The sequence below is a fragment of the Phormidium tenue FACHB-1050 genome, from assembly GCF_014696925.1.
Taxonomy (GTDB): domain Bacteria; phylum Cyanobacteriota; class Cyanobacteriia; order Pseudanabaenales; family Pseudanabaenaceae; genus Pseudanabaena.
Map to the genome: position 1 here is coordinate 1 of NZ_JACJQY010000039.1, position 22,673 is coordinate 22,673.

Consider the following 22,673-nt stretch of genomic DNA (forward strand, 5'->3'; position numbering starts at 1 on the left):
ACGGGAAGTTCCGACAAGACCGTCAAATTGTGGAATCTGGAAGGAAAAGAAATCCAAACCTTGACAGGGCATAGCTATGATGTCTTGAGCGTAGCCTTTAGTCCCGATGGCAAGACCATTGCCACGGGAAGTTCCGATAAAACCGTCAAATTGTGGAATCTGGAAGGAAAAGAAATCCAAACCTTGACAGGGCATAGCTATGGTGTCTTGAGCGTAGCCTTTAGCCCCGATGGCAAGACCATTGCCACAGGTAGTTGGGACGGCATCGTCAAATTGTGGGATCTGGAAGGAAAAGAAATCCAAACCTTCAAAGGGCATAGCTATAATGTCAGGAGCGTAGCCTTTAGCCCCGATGGCAAGACCATTGCGATAGGAAGTAACGACAAAAACGTCAAATTGTGGAATTTAAATCTTGATGACCTGATGGCGAAGGGTTGCGCGTGGCTCCACGACTATCTCGTTAATAACCCCAATGCCAGTGATGAAGACAGACAGGCTTGTCAAGTAAAAAGGTAAAAGTAAAAAGGAAAAAATTTGTAGGGGTTTTGCATTTGCGCCACCATTCCCAAACACCCCACATAAACCTCCATTCGCAAATGCAAAACCCTCTTCGCTTTCACCAATCGCTTGTCCCTGCGTTGTCAGGTATTGGAGCCGAGCATTCCCAAATCAAAGGAACCTGAGAATTTAGAAATTATCGCGGGAATGCTATGCCCCTACGCATGTTTACTAATCCCAACACTAGAGATAAAGATATAATCGATATAACGATCGCATCAATTAACCTATGCCTATCACCCTCCAACCCGAACAAGAGCAATTTATTCAAAACCAGCTCGCCACAGGACGATACACCAACGCCACTGAAGTAATCGCCGAAGCATTGCAACTTCTAGAAAAACGCAACCATTACGATCGCTGGGTCGAAGAACTAGGCAACAAAATCGACATAGCCGCCGCAGAACTCGATCGCGGTGAAGGTATTGATGGCGAAACAGCTATTAATCAGCTTCTATCGCGTCATTGATAAAAAACCTTAGTTCCTTGTTATGGAGGTCTGTACGATGCTCGACACACCAACCCAATATATGCACATCCAACTTCAAGGCAACGTACCTATCATCGCAGGTACGACCATGAAAGTCGTCGAGCTAGTCACCTCGCACCTCACCTATGGCTGGAGTCCCGAAGAACTACATTTTCAATATCCCCATATCGCTCTCAGCAAAATTTATTCCGCTCTCGCCTACTATTGGGATCACAAACAAGAAATTGATACCGACATCCAGCGCCGCCTCGACTATGCCGAACAAATGCGCCTAAACGCTCCCATCTCACCATTGCAAGCCAAACTTCAAGCAACACATTAATCTATGGCTATAATTTGACATGGTTAATGATTAATCTATTTGCAGGTATTGGAGAAAATTACAATGATTACTTTAGACACAGCGATCGCCAAAATCAAACAACTTCCAACAGAAGATCAAAAAGAAATAATTCGCTTTGTTGAGTTCATAGAATTCAAAAGCAGAAAAGCAATTACAAACCAAGATGAAATAGAAATTGCAGAAACAAAACCCATTTCTTTTGCTGAAGCCGCCAAAGACTTAATTGGTTGCTTAGATGGATTACCTCCAGACCTATCGACCAACAAAGCCTATATGCAAGGTTTTGGACAGTAATCATGCCAAAAAGTATCATTTTGGATACGAGCGTTTTAGTTGCCCTGCTAAGTGTTCGCGACAACCATCACGCTTGGGCAAAAGCTACTGTCGAAGCGATCGCCACCCCATTTTTAACCTGCGAAGCCGTCTTGACCGAAACTTGCTTTTTGTTGAGAAGTCATGATATGGGACGGAGAGAAGTTTTGAGATCGTTACAGCAAGGATATATACAAGTTCCTTTTCATTTGAGTGATGAAGCTGAAGCGATCAATCTACTCATGAATCGCTATCAAAATGTACCAATGTCCTTAGCAGATGCTTGTTTAGTGAGGATGTCAGAAATCTATGTGGATAGCGCTGTTCTGACCTTAGACAGCGATTTCAAAATCTATCGCAAGCACCGCAACGAACTGATTCCCGTAATTATGCCCGACTTGTAAGATCACATTCAGTCACATATCATAAATCCCTTCACCTGAGAGAAAAAACATGCCCCAACTCATCCCCACCGAACTCGAAGACGGAACCATTATTTATTTTCAAGTCGAAGAAACTGCGGTAACTTCCACTACGCCAAAGCGATCATTTGGTCTTCCTGAAAATGATCAAAATGCCGTCAAAGAAAAAGCAATGCAAAGTTTTCATGCCATGCAAAGCCTCGTGCGTGGCTACACCGTCAACACCCTCAACGCCTTTCGCAATTTAGGAAGTGCCGAAGTCAGCGAAGTCACCCTAGAATTTGGCGTGAGCCTTGATGCTAAAGCAGGCGTACCCTTCATCGCATCAGGCGGCGCAAGCTCCAATCTAAAAATTACCGTAAAATGCGTGTTTCCCAAGAAGCCAGAATAACTACAACCACCACAAATCTCCCAGCGATCGCATACACTAGTAACAAATCTTTACGCCAGCTAAAGCATAAATCGCGATCGAATGCCAGACCATACCCATATCCACGTTAGAGGTGCTAGACAGCACAATCTCAAGAATGTTGACCTGACGATTCCCCGCGATCGCCTGATCGTGTTTACAGGTGTGTCTGGCTCTGGTAAGTCATCTCTCGCTTTTGACACGATTTTTGCCGAAGGACAACGCCGCTATGTGGAGTCGCTGAGTGCCTATGCGCGGCAATTTTTGGGACAAGTCGATAAGCCTGATGTGGACTACATAGAGGGTTTGAGTCCTGCGATTTCCATTGACCAAAAATCAACTTCCCATAACCCTCGCTCAACCGTCGGTACGGTCACCGAGATTTATGATTATTTGCGGCTATTATTTGGTCGTGCAGGTTCGCCACATTGCCCCATCTGCGATCGCAATATAGCGCCTCAGACCATTGATCGGATGGTGGACTCGATTATGGAGCTTAGCGATCGCACTAAGTTTCAGTTGCTAGCACCCGTAATTCGTGGCAAAAAGGGAACTCATAAGAAATTACTATCTACCCTAGCCAGTGAAGGCTTTGCACGGGTGCGGGTAGATGGAGAAGTGCGAGAGCTTAGTGACAATATCGAATTAGATAAAAACAAACTGCATGATATTGAAATTGTGGTTGATCGTCTAGTTCGTAAAAATGATATTCAAGAACGTTTGACTGATTCCCTCGCAACTTGTTTAAAACGTGCCGAAGGGATTGCAATGGTCGAGATTTTGCCCTCATCCCCAGACCCTAAATCTGAGAAAGTTAGCAACCTGCTAACTTTCTCAGAAAACTTTGCCTGTCCTGAGCATGGCGCGGTAATGGAAGAACTATCGCCGCGCATGTTCTCCTTTAATTCTCCCTATGGCGCTTGTCCAGCCTGTCATGGATTGGGAAGTATTAAAACTTTTAGTCCTGAGTTGCTAGTTCCCGATCCATCTTTGCCAGTCTATGCTGCGATCGCGCCTTGGGCAGATAAAACCCATACTTATTACATTTCACTGTTATCCAGTGTTGGCGAATATGTAGGCTTTGAGATTACTGCACCTTGGGAAAAACTTACCCAGTCACAGATTGATATTATTTTGCATGGCACTACAGAGAAGATTTTAATTAAGCCAGACTCGCTCTATCGCGATCGCAGTGAGGGATATTACAAGCGCTATGAAGGTGCGATCGCTATTCTCGAACAGCAATATAAGGAAGCTGGAGAATCGCAAAGACAGAAGTTAGAGAACTATCTCATCGAAGAGTCTTGCTCGACTTGCGAAGGAACAAGGCTGAAACCAGAATCTCTCGCAGTGCGGATTGGTGGGTATAACATTAACGATTTTGTGTCAGTGCCGATTGGGACTTGTCGCGATCGCCTCAAAAATCTCGATCTTGATGATCGGACAAGACAAATAGGCGATCGGGTCTTGCAAGAAATCGAAGCCAGATTGCAATTTCTGCTGGATGTGGGCTTAGATTACCTCACTCTTGATCGTTCTACCATGTCCCTCTCTGGCGGCGAAGCCCAACGTATCCGCCTTGCTACCCAAATTGGTTCTGGTTTGACAGGCGTTCTCTATGTTCTTGACGAGCCGAGCATAGGACTACATCAACGGGATAACTCGCGGCTGCTTGCGACATTAACCAAACTTCGCGATCTTGGGAATACCTTAATCGTGGTCGAACATGACGAAGAAACTATTCGTGCTGCTGACTATCTCGTAGACATTGGTCCAGGGGCAGGAGTACATGGCGGTAAGATCGTCGCGCAGGGTACGGTCAAGGATATTGAGCAGCATCCTGAATCCCTCACAGGTGCTTATCTATCTAAACAAAAGCTGATTCACACACCCGCAGAGCGTCGCGAAGGTAATGGCAAATATTTAGAGATTTGTAATGCCTATCTCAATAATCTGAAGCACGTCAATGTCACACTTCCACTTGGTAAGCTAGTTTGTGTCACAGGTGTATCAGGTTCAGGCAAATCCACGCTTATTAATGACCTGCTCCATAATTCTCTAGATCATCATTTTTCGCGCAAAGTACCAGCACCTAAAGGCATCGATGAAATTAAAGGACTCCAAGCTCTAGACAAATTCATCGTCATCGATCAATCTCCCATCGGACGCACACCTCGTTCCAATCCTGCTACTTATACAGGCTTATTTGATGTCATTCGTGAAACCTTTGCACTGACGACGGCGGCGAAAACGAGAGGCTATAAAGCAGGACAGTTCTCTTTTAATGTTAAGGGTGGACGTTGTGAAGCTTGCTCTGGACAAGGTGTAAATGTTATCTCAATGAATTTTCTTCCCGATGTCTATGTGCAGTGTGATGTTTGCAAAGGCGCAAGATATAACCGTGAAACTCTGCAAGTTAAGTACAAAGAGAAGACGATCGCCGATGTGTTGGATATGACCATCGAAGAAGCAATGCACTTTTTTGAGAATATTCCTTCTGCTCATGCCAAATTAGGAATGCTAGTAGATGTCGGTTTAGGCTATGTGCGTCTCGGTCAGTCTGCGCCCACGCTCTCAGGTGGTGAAGCCCAACGGGTCAAGCTAGCCACAGAACTAGCGCGTCGAGCTACAGGTAAAACTCTCTATCTCATCGATGAACCGACTACAGGTTTAAGTTTTTACGATGTACATAAACTCCTAGACGTGATGCAACGCCTTGTGGATAAAGGTAATAGCATTATTGCGATCGAGCATAATCTCGATGTGATTCGTTGTGCCGACTGGGTGATTGATCTGGGGCCAGAGGGAGGCGATCGCGGTGGTGAGATTGTCGCTGAGGGTACGCCCGAACAGGTCGCCAAGGTCAAAAAATCCTATACTGGCAAGTATCTCAAACAAGTATTAGCGGATTACCCCCGTGCTAAGTAGTAACCTGTAAAAAATAGGAGGTTAAATTTATGATTGCTACCCAACAAGAACTCCTCAAGACCTTTGCGAGCCTTCCGCCCGAAGCACAACGCCAAGCCCTAAACTTCATCGCCTTCTTGCAACAAACATATGCCCCTGCGATCTCTAAACCACAAAAAACAGAAATTGATTGGACAAACGATCCATTTATAGGCATGTGGCAAGAGCGTCAAGACATGGATGACAGCACAACATGGGTACGCAATATTCGGAATAGCGAGTGGTAGGCTATGACAAATCTAACCATTATTGATACAGATATCTTGATTGATACTTCTCGTAGTAAAAGTGAAGCAATTGATTATCTGCAAAATCTACAAGCAAGCAGCACTCTTGCAATTAGTGCAGTTACACAAATGGAACTCATTGTCGGTTGCACCAATAAAGCAGATTTGAGAAAGATCGAAAATTTCCTCCAACAATTTTCGATCATCAAAATTGATCAAGATATTTCAGACAGATCAGTGGAGTTACTAAAATTTTACCGTTTGAGTCACGGATTGCTCATTGCTGACAGCCTGATCGCAGCCACTGCGATTGTTTGGGATTATCCACTCGCCACCAAAAATCAACGCGATTATAAATTTATCCAAGAATTAAACCTGTTGCCATATCCATAGGCACAAAAATCGTAAGACAAACAATCGCATATCTTAAGAACAATCCAAAAGCAACTAATTTACATCCCATGACTTATGTTCATCCGTTTATCCGACTGACTCGCTATGCCCGTACTTATCGCCAACAAATTTGGACAGCGACAACTTGCTCAATTTTAAATAAATTCTTCGATTTGGCTCCCCCAGTCCTGATAGGTGCAGCGATCGATCTGGTACTCCAAAAAGAGAACTTTTGGGCAAATCCCTTTGGTGTCCAAGGATTAGCAGCGCAGTTACTAGTACTTTCGGCAATTAGTGGCGTGATCTGGGGCTTGGAGTCGATTTTTGAGTATGCCTATGCGCTTCAGTGGCGTAACCTTGCTCAGACGATCCAGCATGACTTGCGCCTTGATGCCTATCAGCATTTACAAGAGTTAGAGCTAGCCTTTTTTGAGGAGCGGAGTTCGGGTGGATTGATGTCGATATTGAGTGATGATGTTAATCAATTAGAACGATTTCTTGACGGTGGTGCAAATGAAGTAATTCAAGTTTCGGCGACGATTCTGTTGATTGGTGGTGCATTTTTTGTGATTACGCCTAATGTGGCTTGGTTAGCCCTGTCGCCGATGCCGTTTATTTTATGGGGTTCGATTTGGTTTCAGAAATTCCTTGCGCCGCGCTATGCGGAAGTTCGCGAAAAAGTGGGACTGCTAAATGGGCAACTATCGAATAATATTGGCGGAATCACGACGATTAAGGCATTTGTGACAGAAGCCTATGAACGTAAACGCATTGAGAAGGAAAGTAATCAATATCGTCAAAGTAATCGCAAGGCGATCGCCTATAGTGCCGCGTTTGTTCCTTTGATCAGAATCCTGATCTTTATGGGATTTATTGCGATTCTTTATTATGGTGGCTTGGAGGTTCAGGCAAACAGGCTTTCGGTAGGCAATTACTCCGTGATGATTTATCTAATTCAGCGACTTTTATGGCCGCTCACGCGCTTAGGTGAAACCCTCGATCAATATCAAAGAGCGATGGCTTCGACTAACCGCATTCTCGATTTGCTCGATACCCCGATCGCAATTCATTCAGGCTCACAGGTACTAGACTCTGTAGTAAATGGTGATATTCAATTAAAAAATGTCACCTTTGGCTATGCTGCAAACTTCCCAATCGTAGAAAATCTATCCTTAGAAATCGCCGCCCATAAAACTACTGCCATAGTTGGGGCAACGGGTTCGGGCAAAAGTACTTTGGTGAAGTTGCTCCTACGCTTATACGAAATTCAATCGGGAAATATCTTGCTTGATCGCATTGATATTCGTGACTTAGAATTGCGATCGCTACGTTCTTGCATGGGCTGGGTAAGCCAAGATGTATTTCTATTTCATGGTTCAGTTCTAGAAAATATTGCCTATGGTTCCTTTGATGCAACCGTGGATCAGATTGTCGAAGCTGCCAAGATTGCCGAAGCCCATGACTTTATCCAAGCTCTGCCCAAGGGTTACGATACGATTGTCGGTGAGCGTGGTCAAAAGCTATCAGGTGGTCAGCGCCAACGAATTGCGATCGCCCGTGCAGTGTTACGCAATCCACCGATTTTAATCCTCGATGAAGCAACTTCGGCAGTGGATAATGAAACGGAATCGGCGATCCAAAAATCTTTGGATCGGATTACCAAAAATCGCACAACGATCGCGATCGCCCATCGTCTATCCACTATTCGCAATGCCGATCGCATCTATGTCATGGATCAAGGAAAAGTAGTAGAAACAGGAACTCATGATCAGCTAGTTGCGAACAATGGTATCTATGCAGGTTTATGGAATCTGCAAACAGGACAAACCCATATTTAAAGAAAAAAGACTGCCCAAAGGGCAGTCTTTTTTATAACACTGGTGAGCTACCTCCTCTAGATTGGAAAGTTTGATATACATAGTTATATTGGTCTTCTATATTCTCTAAAAGACTAGCAATTTTGCTGATATCTTCTTCAGTATGTGTCTTCGACTTGATTAACTTCTTGCAAATAGATTGTAGGGCTTGGCAAGAACTAAAAAGCTGGGCAGCTCCAAAGGTAGCACTTCCTCCTTTGAGGGCGTGATTATGGGCTTCAATCTTCACAAAGTCCTTAGTTTGAAAAGCCTCCTTCATTGTGGCGATCGCCTTTGCCGAATGTTCTAAATAGACATTGATTAATTCTTCTAAGTTCTGTGTACCTACAGAATCTTCTAGATTTGATAGGATCGATAAGTCAACAGGCGGCTGACTATGAATAGCAAGATGTTGATGTTGGGGAATCCTTTGTAACGCTGCTATTAAGCTGCTAGTTTTTAGAGGCTTAGTGAGATAGTCATTCATTCCTGCACTCATGGCTGACTCACGGGATTCTGAGAAAGCATTTGCTGATAGCCCAATGATCCAAGGTTGTTGACTTGGCAACTGGCGGATACTTTTGCTTGCAGTCAAGCCATTCATAATTGGCATTTGGATATCCATAAAGATCAGATCGTAGGCTTGATCTAAGAAAGCATTGATGGCTTTCTGCCCATTTTCCGTAAAACCTGCTTTATAGCCTAAGTTTTCTAGCATCAATAGCAGAATCTTTTGATTGACAGGATTATCTTCGACAACCAAGATTTTAAATGGATAACATTGAGCAAAATTCTCATCTCTCAAAATCTCATCGCTTGCAAATGGAGCTTGAGTTCTTGTATTAGTTGCATCTTGGGGGATAGTTGGGACTTTTTCACTAAAAATATTGCAAAAAGCTTGATAAAGTTTTGAGGCAGATATCGGCTTAGTGATGTAATCTCCAAAGCAAGCTAAATTGGCATTGTCATTCTCATTAAGAATGATGTTTACAGGGGTTAATAGAATTAAATTTAACTCAGGAAAAATTTCTTGAATGTGTTTAGCTAGTTCTAAACCATCCATTTGAGAACCATCAGATTCTATAAGTTGTCGGTCAATTAAAATTACATCAAAGTTCGATGTTGTCAATGATTGCAGCGCATTAGCGGCTGAGTAGACAGCCTGTAAGTTCATCTCCCACGGTTGCGTGTATAAAGCGATCGCCTGCTGGAGTGTCGAATTAGTGTTAACGCTTAAAATCCTCTTACCCCTCAGGTCTGGCGCGATCGCTGTAGTATCTTCGTCTTCAATAATGGCGCGTACTTGGATGGAGAAGCTGAAAGTAGAACCTTTACCGACATTGCTGCTAACCCCTATTTCACCGCCCATCAATTCGCAAAGTTGTTTACAAATTGCTAGTCCCAAACCAGTGCCGCCATATTGTCGCGCAATCGAATTATCAGCTTGACTAAAGGCTTTAAAAAGTTTGGAGATCGCTTCAGGAGCAATGCCAATTCCTGTATCGCTCACATCAAAATGCAATTCGTAAGTGTTAGTCTGATGATCGATTAATCGCGAATTTACCGTAATAATAATTTCCCCAGATTCGGTAAATTTAATGGCGTTACTTACTAAATTGACGAGGATTTGACGTAAGCGCGTATAGTCTCCAATCAACTGTTGCGGGACATCTAGACTTACAAATGGGACTAGTTCTAGGAACTTCTCAGCCGTGCGTGATGACATCAGTTCTAGAACTTCCTCAATACATTGTTGAAGTTTAAAAGGACGCTCTTCGAGTTCAAAATGTCCTGACTCAATTCGTGAGAAGTCAAGGATATTATTAATTACCGATAGTAGTACTTCCCCACCTTGACGAATCGTAGTGACATATTGCTGCTGTTGCCGCGTTAGGGGCGTACTTTCTAAAATCTCGGTCATTCCAATCACAGCATTCATCGGAGTTCGCAGTTCATGACTCATGACAGCGAGAAATTCGCTTTTAGCTTTGTTTGACAACTCGGCTACTCGCGCCGCCGCTAGTTTGGCTTCAGTTTGTTTGCGCTCAGTTACATCTTCTACCCCAGCGACAAATTGAATTGGCTTGCCATTTTCATCTCGCACTAGTCCAAATCGACTAATCACATCGATCGCATGACCATTTTTATGGATATATTGTTTCTCCAGTTCACCACTAGTTGCTTCATTCGCAATTAAGCGATGGAGAGCCGTTAATGTTTTTTCAACAGAATTGGGATGAGTCAGTTCAATTGCTGTCATAGCCAGCAATTCTGCTTCGGTATATCCAAATGTTGTACAGAAGCCCTGATTTACCATCAAAAATTTACCTTCTAAATCAAAGGTGGCAATCCCTATTGGTACATTGGCGAGTGTTAACTTAAGTAAGGCTTCACTCTGAAGTAGTTTTGCTTCTACAAGTTTGCGATCGCTAATATCTTGAGCCGTTCCATAAAGATTAATAATGCTTCCATGATCGTCATATTCCGCATGACCAAATGCTTCAATGTAAATATAGGATTCATCAGATTTTTGGACACGTAAGTCTAAATGATATGAACCGCCATTTTTGACGGCATTATCAACTGCTTGAATGTGTTTTTGGCGATCTTCTTCTACATAATATTGCAAAATCTCCTCATAACTGGGGACACCTAAATTTGGATCACGTCCAAAAATATGAAATAATTCGTCTGACCAAATGGTTTTCTGCTCAATGACATTCCATTCCCAATTACCAATCTTGGCGATTTGTTGAGCTTTTGCTAGGATTGACTGACTTTTGCGTAAAGTTTTTTCAGTCGCTTTGAGTTCACTAATATCTCTACCTTCAGGAATTAGTAAAATCACTTGTCCCGATTCATCTTTGAGAGGACGGAGCGAGAAATCGATAGTTGTAATTGTCTGACCAGCGCCAAATATATCCATTTCATAACGGACAAATTCACCTTGAGCAGCTTGCTGAACTGCTTGTTTTATCCGATTTTGCGTAGCCTCCGAAATTGTCAGCCAATAGGTTTCCCAGATTGGCTTACCAATTACCTCGGCGTGAGTAATTCCCCCAAAGTCTAAGGCTGTTTGGTTTACTTCCAAGAAAATACCATCAAGAGAAAGTAAGCCCACAAATTGAAAAGTGTTGTTAAAAATCCCTTGAAATCTTAGTTCGCTTTCTTTGCGATCGCTAATATCAAAAGCGGAACCCCGTAAAACTTTAGTTTTCCCATCTGTTGCCAAGCCAAGGTGAGCAGTATCACGCAACCATATAATTTTGCCATCACTAGCAATCATTCGATATTCACAGCAAAAAGGCTCTCCAGTCTCTATAGTGTGGCGAACTGCTTGATGTACGCGATCGCGATCGTCAGGATGCACATAATCAGCCCAAGTATTAAAAAAACCTGCATTCCATTTAGAAGAATCGATACCTAAAAGTGCTTGCAATTGTGGACTAATATAGGCAAACTCTGAAGTGTTCGTGATGGGGGAGACATAACATACATTAGGAATCTGCTCCACAAGATAACGATAATTCTCCATCCACCGATACAAGGTTGCGTAGGATTGCTCAGCTTCTTTTACCTGCTCTAGCAAACGGGTACTACGATTTTCTCGTTGTAAAATAATCTCGATCTGCATGGCTATTTGTTGGAGCATCAGCACATCATCTTGATCCCATGAGCTTTGAAAAGACTTCCCACCCAAAGCGGTGCATTGATGAACTGTCAGAAATCCCCATAATGGATGCTCTGGCTCTCGATCTGACAATATGATTGGCACAAGTAAATAAGCTTTACCTACAAATACTTCCGCCAAGTTAAGCTCACACCTAGTCATCCCCGCAGTATAAAGATCAAGGATTTGTCCCGTAATATCCTGTCCCCACTGATATTCTTCTCTCAGAATATTCTCAAGCTGAAATTGCGAGCAAGGCTGACATTGTGGTGCGATCGCCTCTGCAATAATCTTGCCACTGATCCCTATTCCACTATGGCGATCGGCAAATTTATCGAGCTTATAGATAGAAACATGAACAGCCTGAACTAAATTCAGTAACTTTGTGGTGATTGTTTGAAAAATTTTTTCTACGTTATCGCACTGATTATCATAATGGCGCATACTTTGCAAAATTTCTGAGCAAATCAGCATCCTTGATCTGAATTTATCCATTTCAATACTTGAATGGTTATCTAAACTACTAATTTTCGCATCCTTTGATGATGAGGATCTGTCAGGGTCTAAATCTAGAGGGGAATTCACTCATAACTCCAGTTAGTTCATAGTTTACAAAGATTATGGTGATAGTAAAATCTAGTACTAGCAGGTGACACAGCACTACGAAATGACATTCAATGTTTAGGTAGGGACAAGCCCCCGTGCTTGCCATCACTCAACAGTAGCCATAGATTGATCATCTGCGTTCCACTTAAAATCGAGAAGAACTAATGGAAATTTATGATAATCGTCTCAAAATAAGTATAGCAAAGCTTCTAAACTATGATTTTTACAATCGCTTGTAGTACTTAAAACATAATAAAAAATTGTGACAGCTAAGATTTATAGTAGTATTTCATGATTTTACCATAGCAATCTTCCTGTTACAAAAATGTGCAACTGTTACTTTTATAGTGCTTTATGCTCAAATCCAAACCAATAAAATTTTTGAAAGTGTTGCTTTGTAACACTTTCAAAAATTTTATTGTGGTTCGTTAGAGCGATAATTGCTGTATAGCTAACTTTTTAGCAATGTAAGTTTTGCTGAGAACATAAAACCCAAATCAATGAAGGTGGCGCAAAGCGCCGCCTTCATTGATTTGGGTCTTGATTTGTCCTAATTATCTCTGTCCTTGCGATAGGATTCGGTGAGAGCATTTCTTGATTTGTTACACTTGCTAAAGAAATCATTAACTAACTACTCAACATCATGATCAGTAACCTGATTCAGACAAAAGAGCTATCAAATCTGCAATATGCAACCGTCAGCGATCGCTTTGACGAAACATGGGAAGCCCCACTGGCGATTCTGTTGGGACTTGGACGCGCCGCAGGTGCGGATTTTGTAGAATTTTTCTTAGAGCGTAACAATTACATTAGCTGTCTTGCAGAAGATGACACGATTACAAGTATCTCGCCACGATTGTCTACAGGAGCAGGGATTCGTGCTTTTAAGGGCAAAGCCGATTGTTATGTCAGCACCAATGATTTGACTTTTCTAGGACTAAAATCAGCCCTCGAACGCGCTCTGTCCATCCTAGGACTACAACTTCCTTCTCAAAAATCGATTATTCCTTCTATTCATTTAGAGCTATTCCGTGACTATGCCACTAAAAAAGATAAAGAATCATGGATCGCGCAATGTAGCCCCATGCGAGAAATGGGTGATATCCTGCTTGGAGCCAATGCACTGTTAGCCAAAAAAGGTAAACATATCCAATCAAGGCGATCGGGCTATTTCCGTGATTGGCAAGAAGTTCTAGTTGCTGCTAGTGACGGTACATTCGCTAGAGATATTCGCCTTACTCAGTCGATAGGTTCTAACTTACTCTGTGCGGATGGTGCAAATCGTTCATCCATTGGTAAGCGGGTTGGCGGTACGAGCGACCCCAGCTACCTTCGTAATTGGAACTATGAACCCGTCGTCGATGAAATCGTCGAAGCCGCAGGTCAAATGCTCTATGCTGATTATGTGGAATCTGGTTCCTATCCGATTATTATGGCAAATCAGTTTGGTGGTGTGATTTTCCATGAAGCCTGTGGACATTTACTAGAAACGACGGGCATCGAAGCCAAAACAACGCCTTTTGCTGAGATGAAAGGTAAGAAAATTGCCCATGAAAACCTCACAGCTTGGGATGAAGGACGCTCTGAAGAAGCTTTTGGAACCATCGATATGGATGATGAAGGAATGCCCACACAGCGCACCCTCTTAATTGAGAATGGAATTTTGAAAAACTTTATTAGCGATCGCGCTGGTGAGTTACGCACTGGACATCCGCGCACAGGTAGCGGTCGTCGCCAAAGTTACGCCTATGCGGCGGCAAGTCGGATGCGAAACACCTATATTGATGCAGGTGATTTTTCCTTGGACGATCTGTTTGCCTCAGTGGATAAAGGCATTTACTGCAAAAAGATGGGTGGCGGTAGCGTTTTGCCTACTGGTCAGTTTAACTTTGCCGTTGATGAAGCTTACCTCATCGAAAATGGCAAAATTACCAAACCGCTCAAAGGAGCTACTTTGATTGGGGATGCTAAAGAAATCATGCAAGAAATTTCGATGAGTTCTCGCGATCTAGAACTTGCCGCAGGTTTCTGTGGCTCCGTCAGTGGCAGTGTTTATGTCACGGTTGGTCAACCTCATATTAAGGTTGATGCGATTACCGTCGGGGGGCGCTAATCTCGCAAAAAAGGTGACGCAGATCGTCGCTTTTTTGCCTTTAGGTAGCGTTTAGTCTAGTTTGTTTCCCCACCTTCGGCGGGGAAACAAACCTTTGTACCTCGTTTGTTTGAAAATTGCTATATAAAAGAGCCGTAATACCAGATCAAGAAAGTGTGACAACACTTTCTTGATCTGGTATAAAGTAAGACTTTTAACTGACGTTACGTGGAACCCTCATCCCCCAACCCCTTCTCCCGCAAGAGAAGGGGATCAAAACCCATATTTTCTTGTTCCCCTCTCCTGCGGGAGAGGGGTTAGGGGTGATGGCTTTACAATCTTCCACGTAACATGAGTTTTAATAAAAATCTAGGTTTTACTTCAGCACAAAGCACTGTAAGCTTTCTACTAAAATGATCAAAAGGTGATCAAGTCGTGCAAGCAAATGCGATCAATGTTGCTCAATCAACAATACTCTTAGTTGACAATGATCCAGATATTCGCCATGAACTAGCATCGGCTCTAAAAAAGCATGGCTATATCGTCAAAACTGCTGGAGATAGCAGTGGTGCTTTGTTGTACGTGCAATCCCATCCTCCAGACTTGATCCTGTTGAATATATTCTTGCCACAAATAAGTGGCTATGAAGTGGCTCGCATTCTCAAGGCTGACACAATCACCGAAAATATTCCAATCATTTTTACGAGCATCCATGATGATATCGCCGCAAAGCTTCAAGCTTTTGAAAGTGGTGGTTCAGATTTTATTGTCGTCAAACTGTCTCAGCTTGCTGAACTATTTGCGCGTGTGCATTTACATTTGTCATTGCGGCATCTGCAAATACACCTAGCGCAAAAGAATCAAGAACTCTCTCACGCGGTATTTGACAGAATTGGGATGCTCAAGGATCTTCAACGGACTAACCTCCTACTCCATGCTCAAAAAGAGGCGGTGATCGATGGAATTCTTGCCGTTGATGAACAAGGACGCATTGTTAGTTTTAACCGTCGGTTATGCGAAATGTGGAACATTCCCCATAACTTATTTATGGGTGATGGGCTGGAGCCTGAGTTTCATAATGGATCGCCACTGGGGACATTTTTTGTTAAATCCGATCTTCCCGAAGTATTAATAAGTTTGATAGAGACTACTTACGATGATCCTGATGTAGTCAGACATGGCGAAATTATTTATGGCGATCGCGTATTTGATTACTACACTAGCCCTGTCAGTTCTGAGCAAAATAAATTCTTTGGCTTGATTTGGTGCTTTCGAGATATCACCGCCAAAAAACAGGCAGATCTACTACAGATGCAATTAATGGAGGATCTGCGTAAAGCCAAAGATGAGGCTGAAGAAGCAGTTCGCACTAAAGCTGCTTTTCTGGCGATGATGAGCCACGAAATTCGGACACCGATCAATGGGGTGATCGGTATGACCCAACTCCTAGCAGGCACTGATCTCAACAATGAACAGAATAAATTTGTACGGACGATCCAAGTCAGTGGGGAAATGCTACTTTCAGTAATCAATGATATTTTGGATTTCTCGAAAATTGAATCTGGCAAATTGGAATTAGAAAGTGTAGCCCTAGATGTCAGAGCTTTGGTACGCGATATCTATGACGTGCAGTTATCGAAAGCCAAGGAAAAAAGTCTGAAGTTTGAAGTTAGTATGCATACCTATGTTCCTCCCTTTATCGTAGGAGACGTGACCAGACTGCGACAAATTCTATTGAATCTCGTTTCTAATGCCCTCAAATTTACAGATACAGGTTCAGTGCGAATTGGGGTGCGTTTAGCTTCTGAGCAAGTTCCTAACCCCGATCAGCCCTTTCAATTACTATTTTCGGTAACTGATACGGGGATTGGCATTACCGATGAACAGAGACAGCGACTATTTCAGCCTTTTTCGCAAGCAACTGCGACGACCGCCCGTAAATATGGCGGTACTGGGCTAGGACTCGTGATCTGTAAGAATTTAGTAGAGACTATGGGAGGTAAAATTCAAGTCGAAAGTAAGACTAATCAAGGTTCGATTTTTTCCTTTACCATCACCACCCAAATTGCTAAGGAACGACCAAGCTATACTCTGCAAGATGCGATGAATAAGAGTATTAGTAATGGTAGTCGGTTAGGCGATCGCGTGCCATTAAAAATTTTGATTGCGGAAGATAATTTAATTAATCAAGAACTGGCGATGGCGATGCTGATTAAGATGGGCTATCAGCCTGATGTCGTCGATAATGGCTTGGCAGTATTAGAAGCTTTACAGGTAAACCGTTATGATTTGTTATTGCTAGATGTGCAGATGCCAGAAATGGATGGATTAGAAACCGCAGCTCATCTGGTTAATCATTGGCATGATCTCCACACGGGTTATGAACGTCCTACGATTATTGCCATGACTGCTAGTGCGATGCAGGGCGATCGCGAAATGTGCTTACGCGCTGGGATGGATGATTACATCAGCAAGCCAATCATGATGGATTCACTGCAACGGACAATCGAGAAATGGGCTGTGGGTGAGCAAATTAATGAGGCGGATGCAATCAATACAGTTGCTAAGGATATGAGTTCTTCAGTGATCGATCCAGCCGCCATTAAAAATCTTCAACAAATTAATCCTAAGTTGATTGGGCGGATGATCAATTTATTCACGATCGAAGAAGCACCCGTCCTATTGAAAAACTTGAGACAGGCGATCGCCAATAACGATCTGCAAGAGGTGAGCTATAACGCACACACCTTGAAAGGAAGTAGCAATATTTTGGGAGCTAAGACTCTAGGAAAACTTTGTCTTGAAGTTGAGCTAAAGGGCAAACGTGAAGATCCCGTAGGCTTGCCCGACCTCTTCTCCCAAATTGAGCAGCAATATCAAATCGCTTGCGAAGAACTTGCAAAATTATGAACCCGTTTTTTAGGGATTACGCAAAAATGACTTGAAATCCGCACTGCAAAGTAAGGGAAATTCATGAATTGCCCTTACTTTGTGTTCTTTAGCATTTGAAGAAGTGTTAGCGCAAAGTGTTGCCATTTCTTCTTTTTAAGAATGAAGGTTAGAATGGCTTAGCCATTCTAACCTTCATATTTTTTATGCTTTCTATCCGCAATCTTTGCTATCACCCACCTGCTACCCCTGAAGCAATTCTTCAAAATATATCTTTTGAGTTGCAGGATCGGCAATTGGGCTTGATGGTGGGACCCAGTGGTTCTGGTAAAAGTACCTTACTGGAAATTTTGGCTGGATTTGTCGATTGGACTAGTGGCAGCATTTATTGGCACTCTCAAGAATTACTACCTGACCACTTGCAGCAAATATGTGGATTAGTATTTCAGTTTCCTGAACGTCATTTTTGTGGAAGTACGATTTTAGAAGAATTAAGATTGGGACATATCGATCTAGATGGCGATCGCATCCAAGGAGCATTAAATTCTGTGGGTTTAAGCCATCTCAGTCCCAGTGCATCACCACAGTCACTGAGTGGTGGTCAGCAGAGACGATTAGCGCTTGCGGTACAGTTAATTCGTCAACCCAGCCTGTTATTGCTTGATGAGCCTACCGCAGGCTTAGACTGGTCAATGCGAAAGCAAATCCTTGGCATCCTGCAAGAACTTAAAAAAAATTGGACAATTCTCGTCGTCACCCATGATCCTGAAGAGCTTGACTCGATGGCTGATCAAACTTGGACTATTTCCCATGGCAAGATATAAAAAGAGCAGGTTGCAGCGCTTCGTGTTGCAACCTACTCTAACAACAATTCTCGAAAGTTTGACAACACTTTTGTGAATAAAAAAACAAACCTAGTAAAGGTTTTTAAATTAAGAAATGGCGTAGCCATTTCTTAATTTGGTATAAACTACGCCAAGAAGCCTGTGGAATTCTCTAATGACTGATAGTAATGACAGTTTAATTGTCAAGCCCAAAAAATCTGGACTAGCGCCACTAATTCTCACATTAGTAGAACTGTTGCGTCAGTTAATGGAAGCCCAAGTAATTCGACGGATGGATGCTGAAAAGTTAACTGAATCTGAAATAGAGAAAGCCGCCGATAGTTTGCAAGCTTTAGAACAGCAGATTTTTAATCTTTGCGAAGTTCTCGATATCGATCCTGAAGACCTGAATCTTGATTTAGGTGAATTTGGCAAACTACTGCCTAGACGTGGTGCATATTATCCCGACAAATCATCAAGTGAATCATCAATTTTGGAATTGCTCGATCGCTTAATCAGTACAGGAATCGTTTTAGAAGGTGATGTACAAATAGGCTTAGCTGACATTAATTTAATAGACCTCAAGTTGAAATTATTACTAACTTCAGGCGATAAATCTGCATCTCATTAACATCATTGCATTGATTAATCGTAGGGGCAATTCATGAATTGCCCCTACGATTAATCAATTCTCCCGCTAGTTTAACTATTTCTTGAACTCGAATTAATGGAATATTATGCGATCGCGCTAACTTTGCACAGTCCTCATATTCTGGCTGAATCGTACAGAATCCATCGCGCCATGCAATCTTGACCCGCGCCTTGCCATATTCCGTTTCGACTTCATGAATTTCCCGATAGAGAATTTTACGCTCCTGTAATCGATACCTAATGCCGAGAGTACTGGTTTCCCGAAACAGAATTTGCTCACAAATGGTTTGGCGATCGCAGGGACAAGTAACCGTAATCAGTATTCCATTGCGCGATTTCTTCATGCCGATCGCTTGGGTATAAACATCAAGAGCGCCATTTTCCAATAACTGCTCCATGGTATAGGCGATCGCCTGTGCAGTCATGTCATCGACTTGCGTTTCTAAAACAGCGATGGTTTCGACAGTTTGAAACCCTTGAAGTAAAGGAACATCGGGCAACGCCCGATGTTCCTTTACTTCAAGGGTTTTTTTTTGCTCTTACCAATCCATAGCCGCAAAGTATTTGGAATTTCTAGATCTTGCGTACCAGCACCTAAACCCACTTTTTTGATTTTCATTAAGGGAACTTCACCAAAACTTTCACTGAGAGTTACGGCGATCGCTGCCCCTGTGGGTGTGACTAATTCCTTCCTAATACCATTATCAAACGTAGTCACCCCATGCATTTCCCACAATTTCAATGTAGCAGGTGCTGGCACTGGCATTTTGCCATGATCGCAATTTACATATCCTCCACCCGCAGGCAAAGCTGAGCAATAGATTTTTTCAACTTCTAACCATGCAAATCCTGCACAGGTACAGACAATATCAACGATCGCATCGATCGCCCCCACTTCGTGAAAATGTACTGCTTCGGGCGCAATGCCATGTACTGCTCCTTCCGCGATCGCTAGTTCTTTAAATGTTGCTAAACTCCAAACTTCAACCTGTTTAGGTAATTTAGCATCACGAATGATCTTCTCAATATCGGGTAAGTGACGATGAACTGGATGGGAATGCGCTTTATGGGAATGTGGCTTATGGGAATGCTCATGGCTATGGGAATCATGATTATGTTCTTCATGGCTATGGGAATGACCATGATCAGAATGAGAATGAGATTGTTCAGCCGCAATGGTGGGTGGCTCAGCACCGCTATAGTCTAGTAATTCGACATGCATTTTTGTGGCTGCAATCCCACCTCTATGAACAGATTCTGTCCACAGCTTCACTTCGCGATCGAGTCCTAATTGATGAACAATATTTTGCAAATACTCTAAAGGTACACCTGCACTCACCAACGCACCTAAGCACATGTCACCTGCAATTCCTGTCGGACAATCCAAATATGCAACGATTCCCATGCTAAGCCTTACGAAATTTATAAAAACAACCTGCAACTGAATCCTAACATTTCAAAACCCCAAACTTGTGAGGCGGCGCTTTGCACCGCCTCACAAGTTTGAGGTTTTATATCCTAGGCAAAACTACTCTGAAGAACAAGTGGCTTAAGCCACTTGCCTTTCTTACAAAAGATTTTGGCTTTCTATAGCAACACAAGAGATAGCTAGGACAGATCAAAACCAAAAAGATGAGTGGCGGTGCTTCGCGCCGCCACTCATCTTTTTGGTTTTATGTCCCAAGCAAAACTTACATTGCTATTTATAGCTGTTGCCATTCTTGTTAGGACATAAAACCCAAATAGTGTGAGGCGGTGAAAAGCGCCGCCTCACACTATTTGGGTTTTGATTTGTCCTGATACAGGTGGCTATAGCTATATAACAACAGCATTATTTCGGAGAAATCCCAATTACTCCCTGAAGATTTGCACCTGTCCAAATAGTACTTTCAATAACTACATCAGTTAAATTAGCATTAGCCAGATTTGCCTTTTCTAAGTTAGTTCCAATTAAGATCGCACCACTCAAATCCGCACCTCCTAAGTAAGCATTTTGTAGGTCGGCGATCGCAAAATTTGCTTTTTTAAGAATTGCCATACTCAGATCCACTTCCTGCATTTCCGCATGGCGAAATTTTGTTTCGATACAAGTTGTCTGTGACAAAATAGCTCTGTACATATAGGTTTGACTGAAATCAGCATCGCTGAGATTAGCTTTCGTAAAATTAGCCATGCTCAGAGAAGCATCATTTAAAAATGTGTTATGTAATTCGGCTCTAACCAGTTGCGCTCCACTTAAAATCGCACCACCTAAATTTGCATTGTTCAAAATCGCATTGTTTAAAATTGCCTCACTAAAATTTGCCATTAGACATCCCGCCATACTAATGTCAGCAAAATCAAGGGATGCTCCGTATAAATTGGCACGGGTTAATAATGCTCCCCTTAATTTGGAGCGATTTAGTTTAGCTTTACTTAAGTTCACATTGCTTAAGTTTGCGCCACTAAAGTCAGTGTTTTGGAGATTTGCACCACTAAGATTTGCACCGCTGAGATTTGCACTTTTGAAGCTCTCATCACTCAGATTCACACCACGTAAATCTGCGCCACTAAGATTCGCGATGCCAAGATTTATGCCTCTCAGTTCTAGCGATCGCAGATCTGTGTTAGAGAGATTCACATCCTGAAGATTAGCCTGACTAAAGTTAACTTGCTTGAGAGTTGCACCACTCAAATTAGCTCCTTTTAGATTGGCATTTACAAAGGCTGCCTCAGTTAAGTTTGAACCCGAAAGATTTGCTTGGGTCAAATCTGTTTTACTCAAGTTAGCTTTACTCAAGTTTACTTTAGACAGATTTGCACCACCTAGCTTCAAACCAGATAAGTCAGCCTTTTGCAGATCAATCTCCTCAGACTGAGTTTTTTCGCGCCAAGCATTCCAACGCTCAGCGCCATCTTTAATATGTCGAACAATCTTTAGATCAGCCAAGATGATTTAGTTACTCAAATTGATGTTTAGAGATGATTCTAATTTAAGCTGTTTCATTGAATAAATCCATACAAGCTAAATGGCTGAATTGATCGCAGCTTTAGCATTGCGTTGCCAGCGATCGCGTTTAATCCTTCTCAAAGCCGAGCCTGTAAAATGCTGATCCCACTCTTGCTCAGTCATGTTTACCAATGCTTCTAGCGGAGGATCAATATTGTGAGGAAAAGGCTGAAAATCAGTCTCCAAGGTTTCTTGAGCAAATCGCTGATTCCAAGGACAAACGTCTTGGCAGATATCACAACCAGCCACCCAATTTTGTAAGTTAGAGGCGATCGCGTCAGGGATTTGGGTAGCTTTATTTTCAATCGTATGAAAAGCAATACAGCGATTAGCATCAACCACAAAGGGCTGTGCGATCGCTCCCGTTGGGCAGGCCTCAATGCAGCGCGTGCATGTCCCGCAATGCTCTGTGTGTGGGCGATCGGGTTCTAATTCTAAATTAGTTAACACTTCTCCCAAAAACAACCAAGAACCATAGTCCCGTGTAATTACATTGCTATGCTTGCCAATCCAACCGATCCCTGCCCTCTGAGCAAAGGCTTTTTCCGCGATTGGACCAGTATCCACATAATAACGAGTTTGAATATTCTCCCCTTGAGCATTTAACCAAGTAGCCAAAGCTTTGAGCTTCTTGGTTAAAACCTTGTGATAGTCTCGTCCCCAACCATAGCGGGAAATTTTACCAACATTGCGATCGCCTGAATGCTGATGAGGTGTGTAGTAATTTAAAGCCACACAAATTACTGACTTTACTCCTGTCATTACCTGTGAGATATCTTGCCGCTTAGGATTGGTCATCCAGTCCATATCTGCTTGATATCCTAAGGCTAACCATGACTGCAAACGTTCTGACTCGATGCCCGATTCAGCTTTAGCTATGCCAACTTTGCTAAAACCGAGAGCGATCGCCTGTTGTTGGATCGCTAATTTAAGTTCTGCTTGCGATAATTTTTTCATAATGCCCATAATATAGGC

19 protein-coding genes are annotated in these 22,673 nt (G+C 42.7%); 14 read left to right on the forward strand and 5 right to left on the reverse strand.

Features of this window, described 5'->3' with window-relative positions; all coding sequences use genetic code 11:
* The 10 genes from H6G05_RS19165 to H6G05_RS19210 form a co-directional block, all read left to right on the forward strand.
* A partial coding sequence (locus H6G05_RS19165; RefSeq protein WP_190580443.1) for a WD40 repeat domain-containing protein occupies window positions 1–516 on the forward strand: 516 nt, incomplete at its 5' end.
* 271 nt (window positions 517–787) lie between these two features.
* Window positions 788–1,027, forward strand: a complete 240-nt coding sequence (locus tag H6G05_RS19170) for a ribbon-helix-helix domain-containing protein (protein WP_190580445.1) — start codon at window positions 788–790, stop codon at window positions 1,025–1,027.
* 37 nt (window positions 1,028–1,064) lie between these two features.
* Window positions 1,065–1,370: a DUF433 domain-containing protein gene (locus tag H6G05_RS19175; RefSeq protein ID WP_190580447.1), complete on the forward strand. Its 306-nt coding sequence runs from the start codon at window positions 1,065–1,067 to the stop codon at window positions 1,368–1,370.
* A gap of 63 nt (window positions 1,371–1,433) precedes the next feature.
* Window positions 1,434–1,685 (forward strand): hypothetical protein, encoded by a 252-nt coding sequence (locus H6G05_RS19180; RefSeq protein ID WP_190580449.1) that lies wholly within the window; start codon window positions 1,434–1,436, stop codon window positions 1,683–1,685.
* A gap of 2 nt (window positions 1,686–1,687) precedes the next feature.
* Entirely contained in the window at window positions 1,688–2,107 is a 420-nt protein-coding gene (locus H6G05_RS19185) for a type II toxin-antitoxin system VapC family toxin (protein ID WP_190580457.1), read from the forward strand.
* A gap of 49 nt (window positions 2,108–2,156) precedes the next feature.
* Entirely contained in the window at window positions 2,157–2,516 is a 360-nt protein-coding gene (locus H6G05_RS19190) for a CU044_2847 family protein (protein WP_190580459.1), read from the forward strand.
* Window positions 2,517–2,597: 81 nt separating this feature from the next.
* Window positions 2,598–5,462, forward strand: coding sequence for an excinuclease ABC subunit UvrA (uvrA, locus tag H6G05_RS19195; protein WP_190580462.1), 2,865 nt, complete (start codon window positions 2,598–2,600; stop codon window positions 5,460–5,462).
* A 29-nt stretch (window positions 5,463–5,491) separates the two neighbouring features.
* Window positions 5,492–5,728 (forward strand): DUF2281 domain-containing protein, encoded by a 237-nt coding sequence (locus H6G05_RS19200; protein ID WP_190580464.1) that lies wholly within the window; start codon window positions 5,492–5,494, stop codon window positions 5,726–5,728.
* A gap of 3 nt (window positions 5,729–5,731) precedes the next feature.
* Window positions 5,732–6,121, forward strand: coding sequence for a type II toxin-antitoxin system VapC family toxin (locus H6G05_RS19205; protein ID WP_190580466.1), 390 nt, complete (start codon window positions 5,732–5,734; stop codon window positions 6,119–6,121).
* A gap of 68 nt (window positions 6,122–6,189) precedes the next feature.
* Complete coding sequence (locus tag H6G05_RS19210) at window positions 6,190–7,959, forward strand: ABC transporter ATP-binding protein (RefSeq protein WP_190580469.1); 1,770 nt, start codon at window positions 6,190–6,192, stop codon at window positions 7,957–7,959.
* A 31-nt stretch (window positions 7,960–7,990) separates the two neighbouring features.
* Here H6G05_RS19210 and H6G05_RS19215 read toward each other — a convergent pair whose 3' ends face one another.
* Window positions 7,991–12,142 carry a PAS domain-containing protein gene (locus tag H6G05_RS19215; protein WP_190580478.1) on the reverse strand — a complete coding sequence of 1,384 codons (4,152 nt, stop codon included), beginning with the start codon at window positions 12,140–12,142 and terminating at the stop codon, window positions 7,991–7,993.
* Between the two features lie 754 nt (window positions 12,143–12,896).
* On the opposite strand from H6G05_RS19215, the gene H6G05_RS19220 reads away from it, so the two are divergent.
* The 4 genes from H6G05_RS19220 (at window position 12,897) to H6G05_RS19235 (ending at window position 18,689) form a co-directional block, all read left to right on the forward strand.
* Entirely contained in the window at window positions 12,897–14,366 is a 1,470-nt protein-coding gene (locus H6G05_RS19220; RefSeq protein ID WP_190580480.1) for a TldD/PmbA family protein, read from the forward strand.
* Window positions 14,367–14,780: 414 nt separating this feature from the next.
* A complete protein-coding gene (locus H6G05_RS19225) occupies window positions 14,781–17,255 on the forward strand; it encodes a response regulator (protein ID WP_190580482.1) in 2,475 nt (824 codons plus the stop codon).
* 185 nt (window positions 17,256–17,440) lie between these two features.
* Window positions 17,441–18,058: an ABC transporter ATP-binding protein gene (locus H6G05_RS19230; protein WP_190580484.1), complete on the forward strand. Its 618-nt coding sequence runs from the start codon at window positions 17,441–17,443 to the stop codon at window positions 18,056–18,058.
* 175 nt (window positions 18,059–18,233) lie between these two features.
* Entirely contained in the window at window positions 18,234–18,689 is a 456-nt protein-coding gene (locus H6G05_RS19235) for a gas vesicle protein K (RefSeq protein ID WP_094532240.1), read from the forward strand.
* 31 nt (window positions 18,690–18,720) lie between these two features.
* On the opposite strand, the gene larC2 is transcribed toward H6G05_RS19235, so the two are convergent.
* From larC2 to queG, 4 genes are all read right to left on the reverse strand, one after another.
* A complete protein-coding gene (gene larC2 / locus H6G05_RS25660) occupies window positions 18,721–19,209 on the reverse strand; it encodes a nickel pincer cofactor biosynthesis protein LarC2 (RefSeq protein WP_277874772.1) in 489 nt (162 codons plus the stop codon).
* Between the two features lie 14 nt (window positions 19,210–19,223).
* A complete protein-coding gene (larC, locus tag H6G05_RS25665) occupies window positions 19,224–20,114 on the reverse strand; it encodes a nickel pincer cofactor biosynthesis protein LarC (RefSeq protein ID WP_190580493.1) in 891 nt (296 codons plus the stop codon).
* A gap of 426 nt (window positions 20,115–20,540) precedes the next feature.
* Complete coding sequence (locus H6G05_RS19250; RefSeq protein WP_190580495.1) at window positions 20,541–21,638, reverse strand: pentapeptide repeat-containing protein; 1,098 nt, start codon at window positions 21,636–21,638, stop codon at window positions 20,541–20,543.
* A gap of 75 nt (window positions 21,639–21,713) precedes the next feature.
* Window positions 21,714–22,655: a tRNA epoxyqueuosine(34) reductase QueG gene (gene queG / locus H6G05_RS19255; RefSeq protein ID WP_190580497.1), complete on the reverse strand. Its 942-nt coding sequence runs from the start codon at window positions 22,653–22,655 to the stop codon at window positions 21,714–21,716.
* Window positions 22,656–22,673: the final 18 nt, after the last annotated feature.